Origin of the sequence: Pseudarthrobacter sp. NS4 (genome assembly GCF_024758005.1) — a bacterium.
Classification (GTDB): Bacteria; Actinomycetota; Actinomycetes; order Actinomycetales; family Micrococcaceae; genus Arthrobacter.
On record NZ_CP103288.1, the window covers coordinates 2,877,115 to 2,891,097 of the forward strand.

Below are 13,983 nucleotides of genomic sequence, written 5' to 3' on the forward strand. Positions count from 1 at the left end.
CAGGTCAGGAGGCCTGGAGGTCGGCGATGTCGGCGGCCCCGGCGGCAAGGAGGATTTCGGCCAGTTCGATGCCCAGGAGCGTGGCACCCACTTCGGTGAGGCCGTCCGTTGCGCGATTGTCCCGGACGGACGCCGTGCCGTCCACGGCACACACCACTGCCTCGAGGTGAAGCATGCTGCCCTTCCGGTAGGCATAGGCGCCCACCGGAGCTGCACAGCCGGCTTCGAGCCGGGCCAGCAGGGCCCGCTCGGCCGTGACGGCGAGCCGGGTGTCCCGATCATCGAGTGCGGCCAGGGCCTGGGCCAGCACTTTCCGCGATCCGTCGCTTGAACCGGGCCTCGGAGGTGCATCTGCTGTGCGGCATTCGATCGCCAGGGAACCCTGCCCGGCCGCTGGCAGCATGATGTCCGTCTCCAGGAATTCGCTGACCGCGTCCAGCCTGTTAATTCGTTCCAGGCCGGCGGCTGCCAGGACAACAGCGTCAAGGTCGCAGGACTTGCCCGGAACCATCTGGTCCGTGGTGTTGCCGGGGAGCCCGGGTACCCGGCCCAGGCGCGTGTCCACGTTTCCGCGGATGTCCAGGATTTGCAGGTCGGGCCTGGCCGCGCGGAGCTGGGCGGCGCGGCGGGGCGAACCCGTGCCCACGGTCGCCCCGGCGGGAAGGTCGGCGAGCTTCAACCCGTCCCGCGCACACAGGACATCGCGGACGTCAACCCGCCGCGGGGTAGCCGCGAGGCTCAGCCCAACTGCAGCACCCGTGGGCAGGTCCTTGAGGGAATGGACTGCGACATCGCATTCGTTCCTCAGGAGTGCGTCGCGCAGCGCGGCCACGAACACGCCGGTACCGCCCATTTGCGACAGCGATCCGGTGAGCACGTCGCCGTCGGTCCTGACGTGGACGAGCTCCACGGAAAAACCTCCGACGGCGGCAAGCTGGTCCGCGGTCTGCTGCGTCTGCGTCAGCGCGAGTTTGCTGGCGCGGGTTCCGATCCGGACGGTCACTGCTGTGCTGCTCCCTGGGATGGGCCGGGCCGGCCGGAAGGCACGCCCACGGGATAGGGGTCGTGGCCGGTGCCGACGGTGGTGTCAGCCCCGGCGATGGTGGGCTTTTCGCCCCGGAAGTTGGCGCAGCACCCGGGCCGGCACACGTCGTACCACGGACCCAGTTCCGTCACCGCCGGCCGGTCGCTGATGTTGTTGGCCACGGTGCGTTCGGAAATCAGGTCCACCATGCCGTTGACGAACTTGCGGTGCGTTCCGGGCGTGGGGACACGGGTGGCGGCCAGTCCCAGGTTGGCGCAGGTCTCCAGGGCCTCGGTGTCCAGGTCCCAGACAACTTCCATGTGGTCGCTGACGAAGCCCAGGGGCACGATGACAATGCCCTTGATGCCCTGGCTGCCAAGCTCCTCGATGGCGTCGTTAATGTCAGGCTCAAGCCACGGCACGTGCGGGGCGCCGGAGCGTGACTGGTACACGAGGGACCATGGCGCGGTGAGGCCGGATTCCTCTTCGACCCGCTGGATGACGGCCGCGGCCGTGGCGAGGTGCTGGGCGACGTAGGCCGAGCCTTCCTCGAACCCGCGCGGTTCGCCTTCGGACCTGCCCGCGGCTTCGGCATCCCGGGTGGGAATGGAGTGGGTGGCGAAGAGGATTTGGATGGGAGCATCCGGGGTGCCGGCTTCGGCCAGCTTCGCACGCACCTCGGCGATGCCCGCCGCTGTGCCTTCCACGAAGGGCTCCACAAATCCGGGGTGGTCGAAGTACTGGCGCACCTTGTCCACCTCAAGGCGGCCGTCCAGGCCGGTTTCGCTCAGCGCCATGCCGATGTCCTCGCGGTACTGGCGGCAGCTGGAGTAACACGAGTAGGCACTGGTGGTGATCATGAGCAGGCGGCGGTGGCCGGCGTCGTACGCGTCCTGCAGGGTCTGCGGGATGTACGGTGCCCAGTTGCGGTTGCCCCAGAGCACCGGAAGATCGATTCCCCGCGCGGCCAGCTCGGCTTCAAGTGCTGACTTGAGCTCGCGGTTCTGCTGGTTGATGGGGCTGATGCCGCCGTTTGCACGGTAGTGGTGGGAGACTTCCTCGAGCCGCTCGTCCGGGATGCCGCGGCCGCGGGTCACGTTCCGGAGGAACGGGATGACGTCTTCCTGGCCTTCCGGGCCGCCGAAGGAGGCAAGGAGGACGGCGTCGTAATTCTTGGGAGCCATGCGGCCGACTTCGGTGACGGGATTGACGGCAGTGCCTCCGTGGGGGCCGAGGGGGCTCATGCGAGGACCTCGGCTACCTCGTCGGCGGAGATGCGGCGTCCGGTGTAGAACGGGATTTCCTCGCGGACGTGGTTGCGCGCCTCGGTGGCCCGCAGGTGGCGCATAAGGTCCACCAGGTCAACGAGCTCGGGAGCCTCCAGGCCGAGGATCCATTCCCAGTCACCCAGGGCGAAAGCGGAGACGGTGTTGGAGATGACCTGCGGGAAGTCGCGGCCCAGCAGGCCGTGGTCGCGGAGCATCTTTCCACGCTCGTTCTCGGGCAGGATGTACCACTCGTAGGAGCGGACGAACGGGTAGACGCACAGCCATTCCGCCGGGGCGACGCCGCGGGAGTAGGCGGGCGTGTGGTTCTTCGCGAACTCGGCCTCGCGGTGGACACCCATGGCCGACCAGACGATTTCCGTTCCGGCGAAGAGGGTGCTGCGGCGAATGTCACGGATGGCCTGCTGCAGGGCTTCCGGCTTGGGGCCGTGGAGCCACACCATGATGTCCGCGTCGGCGCGCATGGCCGAGACGTCATAGCTGCCGCGGTGCGTCACGCCTGCCTCGGCAAGCCGTTCCAGCAGTGCCTCGAAGTCAGCGGCGGCATCCGCGCTGCGGACCACTGCCTCGGACCGCTTGAAGACCGTCCAAAGGGTAAAGAACTGCTCGGCTGATTCTTCGGTTTTAGTGACAGATTCGGCAGAAGTGTGGCTCATGGTTACAAGTTTGCCCTTTAGTACCCGTCAAGTCGAAACCAACAAGTTCTACAACTCGTAGAAGTGCGCAATGTCACACTGGGACCGGCTGTTCCCTCGCAGCTAAGGCGTCCGGCCTACGGGTTGCGCAGCCGGAACCAGACCACGCCGGCGGCACCTGCCACGCCAACCAGTCCTGACCCGAGCCACACCAAGGCGCTTCCCAGATCCGGCTGCGGGCTCAGTACGGCACTGCTGCGGACACTGGCGCCCGGTGCGTACGGCGTCCATCCCACGCGTGCCTGCGGTGTGGAGTACAGCGGTGCACCGGAGGCCTTGCCCTCTGCTGCCGCGGCGGGAGGGGCCTCCCCTGCCGCCACGGCGGACCGTGCCTGGTCTTTCGCTTCGGCCGGAGAATCCATGGCCCCAGCGGATCCGGGTTCATCCGGATTTGCTTCCGCTGTGCCGGCTGGGGCGGCGGGAGTTTCCGGCCCGGCCGAAGCTCCTGTGGCTGCAGCTGCCGGCGCTGAAGCACGGGCCGGAACGGACGAGGACGAGGACGGCGCGGTTCCCGTCGGCGCCGGGGCGGGTTTTGCCGGGAGGGCGGCTGCGGGGGCGCTGGCAGCCGCGGTATTGGCGGCCGGAGTGCCGGCAGCCGGCGCGCTTGCAGTCGAAGCGGCGGGCGGCGCCGCACTGGGTGCAGGTACCGCCGTGGCGGTAGGGGTAACGGTCGCGGTTATTGCCGGAAGGAGTGCCGGCGGAACTGCAGTTGCGGAAACGGAGGCCGTTGCAGACGGGCTGGGACTGGCCGGCTGCCTGGAATCAGCCTGTTTGCCGCTCCTGCTGCCGGCGGCCTCCTTGCCCTTGGCTTTCTTCCCGCCACCGTCCTGGCCGGGAGCATCCTGCCGGGCGGCCTCCGACTTGCCGCGCAGTGAGGCCTCCGCTGGAAGGGCCTGTTGGGTCGCCGGCGCCGCCGGGTCGCCCGGACGGGGCGCTCCCTCGGTGGCTTGGGACGCCGGGGCGCCCGTGGCTAGAACCAGTACCACTCCGATTGCCGCAGCTGCTGAGCCGCGTCGGATTCCCCCATGGATACCGGTCCGGGACATTGAAAGCTCGGACCTGTGTTGAAACATAGTTATCGACACTAACCAGTTGACAGGGGCAACTGAAAACCGGCCGAACCGGAAACACCCGCCCCTGAGCGACGGTCACGGCCCTTCCGTCCCGCTGACCAGCGACGACGTTCAGCCGGTCAGGTTCCGAATTTGCTGCCGCGTGTCGGACACCACGGCTGCCAGTCCGTTGCCGGCCACCCAGCCGCCCACGACGGCCAGGCCTCCGGCCGCGGCGCAGGACTCCCGGATTGCAGAGACCCTGGCGCGATGGCCGACGGCGGCAAACGGCAGCGAGCCGGGCCAGCGGACCACGTCCCAGTCCACCACGCTTTCCCTGCTGATGCCGATGCCCAGCAGTACAACTGCATCCCGCAGCGAGGCGGCCAGGAGATCGTCATCCGTACCCGGCCCTCCGGGTTGCTCCCCGGCGCCGTCCACCCTGCCGTAGGAGAGCCGGAGGACATGCCTGCCAGGGCCTGCGGCAGCAGCCAGCCAGTCCCACTTTGCGGTGGCGTGCGTCAGCGCCTTGGCTTCTATGCCGGGGGTTTGCGGCGCCACCAGGACGCCTGTTCCGCGGGGGCGGCTGTCCAGGCCCGGGTTGTCCAGCACCAGGGTGACCAGCTTCACGTCAGGCCCTGAAGCGGGCTTCTTCCCGGCAATCGCAGGTACTGGCCCTTCCAGCAGTTCGACGGCGGTGGGGCCGTCCACCGCCACCACCAGCAACCCGGCGTCGAAAGTTCCATTGACGGACTTGACCCGCCACCCTTCGGCAGTGCGGGCAACGGACAATGCGGGCGTCCCCGGCAGGAGCGTGACCGCCCGGCTGCGGAGGTCCTCAACCAGCGCGTCCACCAGCGTGTGCATGCCGCCTTCCAGTCCTGCGACGGAGGATCCCGCTTTGGCGGTTTGGCCGGAGGCGGGTGAAGGCCCGCCAGCGACGGGCGCAGGATTGCCGGCACCGCGGCGCTGGGCAGAGACGGCGGCGGCCAGCGAGCCGTGCTGCCGGATCCGGTCACGGAGCCCGGGAGCCACCATGTCGACATCCAGCAGCCCTGGATCGGCCGAGTGGACTCCCCCCACCACAGGCGCGACGAGTCGTTCCAGGACGCGGCTGCCCATCCGGGCCCTCACGAGCCCGGAGACGCTGATGACGTCTGCTGCCGTACCCACCGAAGCGGGCAGGAACCGGTCCAGGGACGCACGCAGGGAGCCCAGGAGGCCGAGTGAGCGCCGGACCTCAGGATCCCAGGGGCTGGCCGGAATCCCCAATACCCCGGTTTTGGGAAGTTCCCGCGGGCCTTCCGGGAGTTGCACCCACGCACCGCCGGGCCGGGGACTCACAATTTTGGCAGCCAGTCCAAGTTCGGCTGCCAGGCCGGAGACGGCGTCGGACCGGGTGGCAAAGGATTCGGCGCCGCTGTCCAGGGTCAGCCCGGCCACTGCATGGCTGCCCACGCAACCGCCCCACTCGCTGCCGGCCTCCAGGACTGTGACGTGATGCCCTGCGGCGGCCAGCTCCCGTGCAGAGAGCAGTCCGGAGATCCCCCCGCCCAGCACCAGCGCGGCGCCGTGCTCCAGTGGAGAACTGCCCACCGGTTACTCCGGGGAGATGGAGTGGATGAGCTCAACTACCCGGGTCAGGACCGTGGGGTCCGTCTCGGGCGGCACTCCATGCCCCAGGTTGAGGACGTGCCCGGGCGCGGCAGATCCGGCGGCGATAACCTCGCGGACGTGCGCTTCAAGAACTTCCCAGGGCGCCGAAAGCAGGGCGGGATCGATATTGCCCTGCAACGGAACGGCGCCACCCAGCCGCCGGTTCGCTTCATCGAGCGGCAGCCGGTAGTCCACGCCCACAACGTCGACGCCCACATCGCGCATCGCCACGAGGAGCTCGGAGGTTCCGGTGCCGAAGTGGATCAGCGGCGCGCCGAGGTGCCGGACGTGGTCAAGGGCGCGGGACGACGCCGGAGCCACAAACCGGGTGTAATCGGCCAGCCCCAGCGAACCGGCCCACGAGTCGAACAACTGCGCGGCGGAGGCACCTGCTTCGAGCTGCGCCTGAAGGAACATGCCCGAGGCGTCGGCAGCCCAGTTGGCCAGGGCGTTCCAGGTTTCCGGGTCGGCGTGCATCATGGTGCGGGGCCCAAGGTGGTCACGCGAGGGCTTGCCCTCAACCATGTAGGCCGCCAGGGTGAAGGGCGCGCCGGCAAATCCGATCAGCGGGGTCTTTCCGAGTTCCGCCACGGTTAGCCGTACCGCTTCACGGATTGGTTCCAGGGCTTCCCAGGTCAGCTGCGGCAGGGCTGCGACATCCGCGGCAGTGCGGACAGGCTTGTCCAGGACCGGGCCCACGCCGGGAACGATATCCACGCCCACGCCGGCGAGCCTGAGCGGAATGACGATGTCGGAGAAAAAGATGCCCGCATCGACATCGTGGCGGCGGACCGGCTGCAGGGTAATTTCGGATGCGAGTTCAGGCCGGAGGCACGAATCCAGCATGGCGATGCCTTCGCGCACCTTGAGGTATTCCGGCAGCGAGCGTCCTGCCTGCCGCATGAACCAGACGGGACGCCGGGACGGCTTGCCGCCCCGGTAGGCCGTGATGAGCGGAGAGTCCGCGGTGCGGCCGTCCAGCAGCGGATGGTCTGCGGCAAGTGCGCCGGCAGCGGAGACGGCAGGGCTAGGAGTCATGCCTTGATTGTGCCGAAAATCAACGCTAAAAGATAACGACAGCCTGTCATCAGGGGGCGCCTTCCGGCCGCCGTGGCAAGAATCACAAGCCCGCCGGCGCCCGGCGCGGGGTGGGAGTTGTTCTACCGCGGAACGAAAAAGCTATGATTGGTCTGCTGTGGTTCTTTTTTCATTGGTGGCTACACACGCCGACATCGATCTTGAGACCGTTGCTCAGTTGAGCAACGGTTCCTCGGGGATCGCCACATCCGCTCTCTCCGGATCGCCGGCAGTGACGGGTGCGGTTGTCCTTGCCACCTGCAACCGCTACGAAATCTACGGCGAGGCCCCCCACCCGGACGATGTCGAGGCGGCCCGCGCGGCGCTTGTCGCCCAGATCAGTGAAGTCAGCGGCCTCAGCGAACCGCTCGTCTCCAGATCCTTCAGCACCCGCACGGGCCCTGAAGTAAGCCAGCACCTCTTTGCCGTGAGCGCCGGACTGGACTCCGCCGTCGTCGGTGAGCGCGAAATCGCCGGGCAGGTAAGGCGGGCATTGATCACGGCCCAGCACGAAGGCACCGCCAGTTCCGGCCTTGTCCGGCTGTTCCAGGCCGCCTCCAAAACAGCCAAGGACGTCGGCGCCCAGACAGCACTCGGATCGCGCGGCCTGTCCATTGTGTCGGTGGCGCTGGACCTGGCAACTGACCTCTCCGAGAACCCTGACTGGTCCACAAAGAAAGTTGTGGTCTTCGGAACCGGGGCCTACGCCGGGGCCACCATGGCGCTGCTGCGCGAACGGGGCTGCACGGACGTCTCGGTTTTCTCTTCCTCCGGCCGGGCCGAAGGGTTCGTCGCAACCCGGGGCGGCACCGCCCTCGACGCCGAATCGCTGTACCCCGCCGTCGCTGCGGCGGACGTCATGATCGGCTGCAGCGGTTCGGACACCCGGGTGGAGGCTGATGAACTGGCCCAGGTCCGCGCCAATTCCCCGCAGCCGCTGATCGCCATTGACCTGGCCCTGACCCACGATTTCGATCCCGCGGTCGGCGAGCTCGAGGGCGTGGAGCTCCTTACCCTGGAGTCGGTGCGCCTCGCCGCACCGCAGGAGCAGGCAGAGTCACTGACGCAGGCAAGCGGCATTGTCAACGGAGCCGCCAAGGCTTTTGAGCAGGAGCGTGAGGCCCGCTCCGTGGATTCGGCCATTGTTGCCCTCCGCCGGCACACGATGAACGTCCTGGACGCAGAAATGGAAAAAGTCCGGGCCCGGCACGGCTGCACCGCCGCTGCCGAGGAAGTGGAATTCGCACTCCGCCGCATGGTCAAGCAGCTCCTGCACGTGCCCACAGTGCGCGCCCGCGAGCTGGCGGCCAACGGCCAGCAGGATGAGTACGTGGCGGCCCTGGAAGCCCTTTACGGCATCACGGTGGAGCAGCCTGCAGCCGCCGCAGCCGCCCAGGCTGAATGCCCCGTGGAGCACAGGGGCCTCGAGAGCGCCTGACCCGCCTCCCCGGAGGGCAACCCTCTCTCACCTTTCGCGCACTTCCAGGCAACCCTCTCTCACCTTTCGCGCACTTCCGGGCAACCCTCTCTCACGTCGTGAAACGGAAGTGAGAGAGCGTCGCTGAAGTGGCGGCAGAAGGTGAGAGGGCGTCGCCGAAGTGGCGGCAGAAGGTGAGAGAGCGTCCTTTGAATTTGCGCGGGAGGTGATAGAGCGTTGCAGGTGCGGGCAGTCGCTCAGTAGACGGGCTTGTGCGGTTCCACGTCGCGCACCCAGGAGAGAATGCCGCCTTCGAGATGGCTGACGCGCTGGTAGCCCGCCTTCTGCGCGGCCGCCAGGACATTGGCCGACCGCGTCCCTGCCTTGCAGTGGAACACGATCTCCCTGTCCTGCGGGATCTCCGCCCAGGCCTCCCCCGCGAGAATCCGGCCCTGCGGGATCAGGACGGCGCCGTCGATCCGAACGATGTCATATTCGCCCGGTTCCCGGACATCCACCAGCTCAAAGTCCTTGAGCCCAGCCTTCCGCGACGCCAGCATGGTGGCCAGCTGCGTGGCAGTAACGGTGTGTTCGGTGTCGGCCTGGGCTGCAGGCGTGACGCCGCAGAATGCCTCGTAGTCCGTCAGCTCAGTGACAGGTTCCGCCGCCGGATCCTTGGACACCCGGATTTCCCGCCAGCTGCCGCCGAGGGCATCGAAGAGGGCCACACGGCCCAGCAGGGACCGCCCGACGCCGGTGATCAGCTTTACTGCCTCAGTCACCATGAGTGACCCTACGGCTGCGCACAGCATGCCGAAGACGCCGCCCTCGCCGCAGGAGGGAACAGAACCCGCAGGCGGCGCCTCGGGGTAGAGGTCGCGGTAGGTGGGCCCATGCTTCTGCCAAAAAACGCTGACCTGGCCGTCGAACCGGAAGATGGAACCCCACACGTACGGCTTGCCCAGAATGGCGGCGGCGTCATTCACCAGGTAGCGGGTGGCAAAGTTGTCCGCCCCGTCAAGGATTAGGTCGTAGGCCGCGAACAGCTCCAGGGCGTTGGACGCATCCAGGCGCATATTGTGGAGCCGGACATCCACCAGCGGGTTCAGCGCGGTGATCGCATCCCGTGCAGACTCGATCTTGGGCCTGCCCACGTCCGCAACCCCGTGAATGACCTGGCGTTGCAGATTGCTGAGGTCCACGGCGTCGTCATCGATGATGCCGATGGTTCCCACGCCGGCGGCGGCAAGGTAGAGCAGCGCGGGGGACCCCAGCCCGCCTGCACCAATTACCAGCACTTTGGCGTTTTTGAGCCGCCGCTGTCCCATGGACCCGATTTCTGGAATGATGAGATGCCGCGAGTAGCGTTCCACCTCGTCCGGAGTGAGCCCGTCTGCCGGTTCCACCAACGGATCCAGTGAAACAGGTGAAACATTTGCGGTGAAAGTCGAAGCCATACTTCAATGTATGCCCCGGGATACCGCCGGGTCATATTACCCCGCAGTAAAGTGGAGGTAACTGCAACGGAAAGAAGGACAACCGTGGTCCATGAAGCACGGGCTGACCGCCCGCCCGCCACCGAACCGCAATCTTCCCCCCGTCCAGCAGGCCAACGTTCTGCCAGGCTTCCCCGCGATGAGCGGCGCGCCCAGCTCCTTTCCGCAGCGCAGGAAGTCTTTGTCGCCAACGGCTACCACGGCGCCGCAATGGACGAGATCGCCGAGACCGCCCACGTCAGCAAGCCCGTCCTGTACCAGCACTTTCCCTCGAAACGGGAGCTCTATCTGGCCCTGCTGGAAAGCCACCTTGCGTCCCTCACCGAGCTGATGCTGGGGGCACTGGATTCCACCACGGACAACAAGGAACGCGTGAAGGCCGTCATGCGGGCCTACTTCCGCTTCATTGCGAATGATGACCAGGCCCACCGGCTTGTGTTCGAATCCGACCTCATCAACGATCCGGACGTCAGCTCACGCCTTGAGACGTTCAACCGGACCTTTGCCGACGCGATTGCCCGCGTCATTGCCGGCGACACCAAGCTCCCCCACCTTGAGGCGGAGCTTCTGGGGCGTGGACTTGCCGGGATGGCGCAGGTCAGCGCCCGCTACTGGCTCGAAACCGACGGTAACCTTGACCTCGATGTGGCCAGCGACCTCATCTACCGTTTAGCTTGGCGCGGAATCTCTCGCTTCCCCAAAGAGACCTAGACTACAAATAAGACATCACCAACGAACTTTGACTGGCTGGGAGGCCCCCTGTGGAAATTAAGATCGGCGTTCAGAATGTTGGCCGCGAGATTGTGCTCGAATCCACGCAGGACGCAGAGACGGTGGCCAAGGTTGTGGGCGAAGCCATCAATGGCGGCAGCGAGCTGCGCCTGACGGATGAAAAGGGACGCCTGATCATTGTTCCCGGTACTGCCCTGGCATATGTGGAGATCGGCGCCGAAGAGGTCCGCCGCGTAGGATTCGGGCAGTTCTAGCACAGGCCTGCACTGCCCGGTATTCCAAGGAGATCCATGCTGTCCCTGACCATCGTTGTGCTGGCCACCGCCGCCGCGGGCTTCATTGTCTGGGCGAATGACAAGCGGCACACCAAGTACGGTGCCGGCCTGCCCGCCGGCGTCGCCGTGGCTGTGGGGGCCCTCACCTGGATCATCCTGATGGCGGCCGGGTTCGGCTACCTTCCCGGGCTGACCTGGCTTCCCTGGGTCCTGCCCATCGTTGTGGGCGCCGCGGCCGCCGTCGCCGTTGTTCTCTATCTGGGCCGCAGCCGCGCCCGGCAGGACGCCCGGCGGCTTACGGCAATCCTTCGTCGCTGAGAGGCCGGAGACCGGGGCGCTGTGAGTCAGTGGCCGCCGCCCCGTTGGGTGGCGGCCACTGCTGTTTATTGCCCGGGCACGTATTTCGCCGGCTCCGCCATGGCGCCCGCCGCTGCCGCAGCTTCACTTGCCCCCGCGGCTGCCGCCACGTCCCGCCCGGTCACCTGGCCCCCGGCGTCGTGGGAGGTGTAGCGGATGAAGACCCGGTTGTAGCGCCAGTCGAGGTCCGGATGGTGGTTCTGTTCCTCGGCCAGGCGTCCGACGGCGGCAATCAGCTCGAGTGCGGCAGCCGCCGTCGGCGTCTTGAAGACGGTGACCAACCCGCCGTTGCCAAACCGCCAGTCAGGGAGCCCGGCCAAGGCCTCGTCGATGCGTTCCGGGGAAAGGGCGTCTTTACCGGCCACTGCTGCTCCTTGCATCAGGGCGCCGGCCGGCGGAAAGCGGGCCCTACAGGAACTCGGCCCGGCCCTCCATCGCCGACGACGCCAGCGCGTGTTCACGGCGGGGTATGCGACCGGCCGCTTTCGCCAGCCTACCGGCGATAACGGCGTGTTTGAAGGCCTCCCCCATCAGTGCCGGATTCTGTGCCCGGGTCACAGCCGTGGCCAGCAGCACGGCGTCGCAGCCAAGCTCCATCGCAAGGGCAGCGTCCGACGCCGTGCCGATGCCGGCGTCCAGGACGACCGGGACGGAGGCGCGGGACACGATGAGCTCGATGTTGTGCGGGTTGAGGATGCCAAGGCCGGTGCCGATCGGGGACCCGAGCGGCATCACTGCGGTGGCTCCCAGATTTTCCAGCCGCAGGGCAAGGACGGGATCGTCGTTGGTGTACGCGAACACCTTGAAGCCGCGGTTGACCAATTGCTCCGTAGCATCCACCAGCTCCACGGCGTCCGGCAGGAGGGTGTGCTCATCGGCGATAACCTCAAGTTTCACCCAGTCGGTTTCCAGGGCTTCACGGGCCAGTTCCGCGGTGAGGACGGCATCCCGGGCCGTAAAGCACCCGGCAGTATTGGGCAGCACCCGGATGCCGTGGTCCACCAGCAACTGGAAAAGCGAGCCGGTCTCGGCCGTCGAATAGCGCCGCATGGCCACTGTGGTGAGAGAGGTGCCCGACGCCAGGAGCGCCGCGCCCAGGCCGTCAAGGCTGGGGGCACCGCCGGTGCCCATGATGAGCCGGGATGCCAGGGGCACGCCGTCGATGACCAGGGTATCGTCCAGGCCGGACGTGCCTGCGGAAGCGTTGGTGATGGTTTCGGTCATGGTGTCAGCCTCCCTGTACTGCCGTGACAAGCTCGACGTCGTCGCCGTCGGCGAGCGCTGTTGCGGACCACTGGCTGCGGGGCACCACCTGCGCATTGTGCGCCACTGCCACGCCGAGTTTTCCGCCATCCGTGGCCTGGCCGTCAGCGGCGAGCAGGCGGCCGGTAACCTGGCTGACGAGCATGGTGATGGAGGCCCCGTCAGCCACCGTATGTTGAGTTCCGTTCAGGGTGATGTTCATGCTGTCTCCTTGATGTTGAAGCTGGTGGCGGCTGGTTCCCGTCCCGAAAACCTGGCCGGGTCGAACGGTTTCCAGCGGACATCCGCCGTGCCGTCCATCAGGTCCCGGCAGATGGCGGCCGCTGCGGGTGCCAGGAGGACGCCGTGCCGGAAGAATCCGGTGGCAATGATGAGGCCCGGTACGTGCCCGTGCCCTTCGGCTGCGGGTCCGCCGGCCGTCGGCACCCGCCCGAGCAGCGGGGCATTGTCCGGGGTTCCGGGCCGTGCCCTCGCCGTGCATTCAAGCAGCTCAAGTTCCGCGACGGCAGGCACCAGGACCTGGGCATCCCGGAGGAGCTGATAAACGCCGCCTGCGGATACTGCGCCGGCATCGGACCGGGCGCCTGTCGACGACGGGTTGGTCCTTCCAGCCAGCGCATCCTCCCGCTGGGTGGCCCCGATCACCACCGTCCCGTCCTCCCGCGGGACGATATATACCGGAACGCCGTGGACCAGGCCACGGACGGTAGACGTCACCAGGGGCTGGAGCTGCCGCGGCACCGCCAGGCGCAGGATATCGCCGTGGACCGGCCGCAGCGGCAGGTGCAGCCCTTCGGGCAGGCCGGCCAGGGCTGCAGCGTCCAGGCCGTTGGCCACCACTGTTTCCCCGGCAAGGACGCTGCCGCCGCCGGCAAGTCGGGCACCCGCAACGGCTCCGTCGGCCCACACAAGCCCGACAGCCCTGTCCCGGACTGCATAACCGTCCTCAGCGCCTGCCACGGCCGGTCCGTTGTCATTGCTTTCGGAGTTATGCGAGGCCAGGGCGCGCCGCAGGCAGGACACCAGGAGCCGGGGATCCACCTTATGGTCGGCGGGAGTGTCGAGTGCGCAGGCAATGGCAGGGCTCAGCAGGGGTTCCCGACGGCGGGCCTCCCGGACAGTCAGCGGCTCCACGGTCAGGCCGTTGGCCTGCTGCACCCCGCGCAGGTCCATCAGTGCCCGGCGGTCGGCGGCGTCGGCACCCACGGCGAGGGTCGGCGTCGCAAGGTATCCGGAACTTTCACCGGAAGCGGCGGCCAGGTCGGCGGCAAAGCCGGGCCAGCGGGTGGAGGATGCAAGCATAAGTTCCAGGAGATCCTCCTCCTGGTAGTGCAGCTCGCTCACGGGGGCAAGCATCCCGGCGGCGGCCCAGCTGGCACCGGAGCCGGGGGCTTCGTCGATCAGCACTACGGAGCGCCCGGAACGGCTCGCCTCCCAGGCGATGGCGTGCCCGATGACTCCCCCGCCAATCACCGCGACGTCGGCACGGATGGTGCCGTTCTGAGCCCCGGGAGGGGCAGGGTCTTGGCTGCCCATGTGTCTCCTTCCCTACGCCGGCATTAACCGGATCAGGTCAAGCGGTCGGCTCTGACGCCCTCTCAGCCCGGCGCTTTATGACAGCTGCCGCGGGCTCCCGCAGTACGAGGCCAGTGT

16 protein-coding genes and 1 riboswitch are annotated in these 13,983 nt (G+C 67.5%); of the genes, 5 read left to right on the forward strand and 11 right to left on the reverse strand.

Annotated elements, in window-relative coordinates:
* Positions 1–4: 4 nt before the first annotated feature.
* From hemC to NXY83_RS13510, 4 genes are all read right to left on the reverse strand, one after another.
* The gene (gene hemC / locus NXY83_RS13495) at positions 5–1,003 is read right to left on the reverse strand and encodes a hydroxymethylbilane synthase (RefSeq protein WP_258802718.1); all 999 of its coding nucleotides are present in this window, start codon (positions 1,001–1,003) and stop codon (positions 5–7) included.
* A complete protein-coding gene (locus tag NXY83_RS13500) occupies positions 1,000–2,268 on the reverse strand; it encodes a ferrochelatase (protein ID WP_258802719.1) in 1,269 nt (422 codons plus the stop codon). Before NXY83_RS13500 ends, hemC begins: the two co-directional genes overlap by 4 nt.
* Complete coding sequence (hemQ, locus tag NXY83_RS13505; RefSeq protein ID WP_258802720.1) at positions 2,265–2,966, reverse strand: hydrogen peroxide-dependent heme synthase; 702 nt, start codon at positions 2,964–2,966, stop codon at positions 2,265–2,267. The genes NXY83_RS13500 and hemQ overlap by 4 nt, the downstream gene beginning before the upstream one ends.
* A 116-nt stretch (positions 2,967–3,082) precedes the next feature.
* Positions 3,083–3,367, reverse strand: coding sequence for a hypothetical protein (locus tag NXY83_RS13510; protein ID WP_258802721.1), 285 nt, complete (start codon positions 3,365–3,367; stop codon positions 3,083–3,085).
* Between NXY83_RS13510 and NXY83_RS13515 the strand changes: the two genes are divergently transcribed.
* Positions 3,366–4,073 carry a hypothetical protein gene (locus tag NXY83_RS13515; RefSeq protein WP_258802722.1) on the forward strand — a complete coding sequence of 236 codons (708 nt, stop codon included), beginning with the start codon at positions 3,366–3,368 and terminating at the stop codon, positions 4,071–4,073. The genes NXY83_RS13510 and NXY83_RS13515 overlap by 2 nt on opposite strands.
* Before the next feature lie 116 nt (positions 4,074–4,189).
* Here NXY83_RS13515 and hemG read toward each other — a convergent pair whose 3' ends face one another.
* Both hemG and hemE read right to left on the reverse strand, forming a co-directional pair.
* Complete coding sequence (hemG, locus tag NXY83_RS13520; protein WP_258802723.1) at positions 4,190–5,653, reverse strand: protoporphyrinogen oxidase; 1,464 nt, start codon at positions 5,651–5,653, stop codon at positions 4,190–4,192.
* Positions 5,654–5,656: 3 nt separating this feature from the next.
* Complete coding sequence (gene hemE / locus NXY83_RS13525; protein ID WP_258802724.1) at positions 5,657–6,751, reverse strand: uroporphyrinogen decarboxylase; 1,095 nt, start codon at positions 6,749–6,751, stop codon at positions 5,657–5,659.
* Between the two features lie 157 nt (positions 6,752–6,908).
* Between hemE and NXY83_RS13530 the strand changes: the two genes are divergently transcribed.
* Positions 6,909–8,228, forward strand: coding sequence for a glutamyl-tRNA reductase (locus NXY83_RS13530; RefSeq protein ID WP_258802725.1), 1,320 nt, complete (start codon positions 6,909–6,911; stop codon positions 8,226–8,228).
* Positions 8,229–8,464: 236 nt separating this feature from the next.
* Here NXY83_RS13530 and moeB read toward each other — a convergent pair whose 3' ends face one another.
* Positions 8,465–9,664, reverse strand: coding sequence for a molybdopterin-synthase adenylyltransferase MoeB (gene moeB / locus NXY83_RS13535; protein ID WP_258802726.1), 1,200 nt, complete (start codon positions 9,662–9,664; stop codon positions 8,465–8,467).
* Between the two features lie 84 nt (positions 9,665–9,748).
* Here moeB and NXY83_RS13540 point away from each other — a divergent pair, with 84 nt between their 5' ends.
* Genes NXY83_RS13540 through NXY83_RS13550 form a run of 3 tightly spaced genes read left to right on the forward strand, consistent with a single transcriptional unit; the run spans position 9,749 to position 11,028 of the window.
* Entirely contained in the window at positions 9,749–10,414 is a 666-nt protein-coding gene (locus NXY83_RS13540) for a TetR/AcrR family transcriptional regulator (protein WP_258802727.1), read from the forward strand.
* Positions 10,415–10,464: 50 nt separating this feature from the next.
* On the forward strand, positions 10,465–10,689 hold the full coding sequence (locus NXY83_RS13545) for a DUF3107 domain-containing protein (protein ID WP_258802728.1): 225 nt from the start codon (positions 10,465–10,467) through the stop codon (positions 10,687–10,689).
* A 36-nt stretch (positions 10,690–10,725) separates the two neighbouring features.
* Positions 10,726–11,028 carry a hypothetical protein gene (locus NXY83_RS13550; protein WP_258802729.1) on the forward strand — a complete coding sequence of 101 codons (303 nt, stop codon included), beginning with the start codon at positions 10,726–10,728 and terminating at the stop codon, positions 11,026–11,028.
* 65 nt (positions 11,029–11,093) lie between these two features.
* On the opposite strand, the gene NXY83_RS13555 is transcribed toward NXY83_RS13550, so the two are convergent.
* The 4 genes from NXY83_RS13555 to thiO all read right to left on the reverse strand — a co-directional run bounded on the left by NXY83_RS13555 (position 11,094) and on the right by thiO (position 13,866).
* A complete protein-coding gene (locus NXY83_RS13555) occupies positions 11,094–11,432 on the reverse strand; it encodes a 4a-hydroxytetrahydrobiopterin dehydratase (protein ID WP_258802730.1) in 339 nt (112 codons plus the stop codon).
* 43 nt (positions 11,433–11,475) lie between these two features.
* On the reverse strand, positions 11,476–12,291 hold the full coding sequence (locus NXY83_RS13560) for a thiazole synthase (RefSeq protein ID WP_309484079.1): 816 nt from the start codon (positions 12,289–12,291) through the stop codon (positions 11,476–11,478).
* A gap of 4 nt (positions 12,292–12,295) precedes the next feature.
* The gene (thiS, locus tag NXY83_RS13565) at positions 12,296–12,532 is read right to left on the reverse strand and encodes a sulfur carrier protein ThiS (RefSeq protein WP_258802731.1); all 237 of its coding nucleotides are present in this window, start codon (positions 12,530–12,532) and stop codon (positions 12,296–12,298) included.
* Entirely contained in the window at positions 12,529–13,866 is a 1,338-nt protein-coding gene (thiO, locus tag NXY83_RS13570; RefSeq protein ID WP_258802732.1) for a glycine oxidase ThiO, read from the reverse strand. Before thiO ends, thiS begins: the two co-directional genes overlap by 4 nt.
* A riboswitch (TPP riboswitch) is annotated at positions 13,859–13,977 on the reverse strand. It overlaps the preceding gene by 8 nt.
* Positions 13,978–13,983 lie beyond the last annotated feature (6 nt).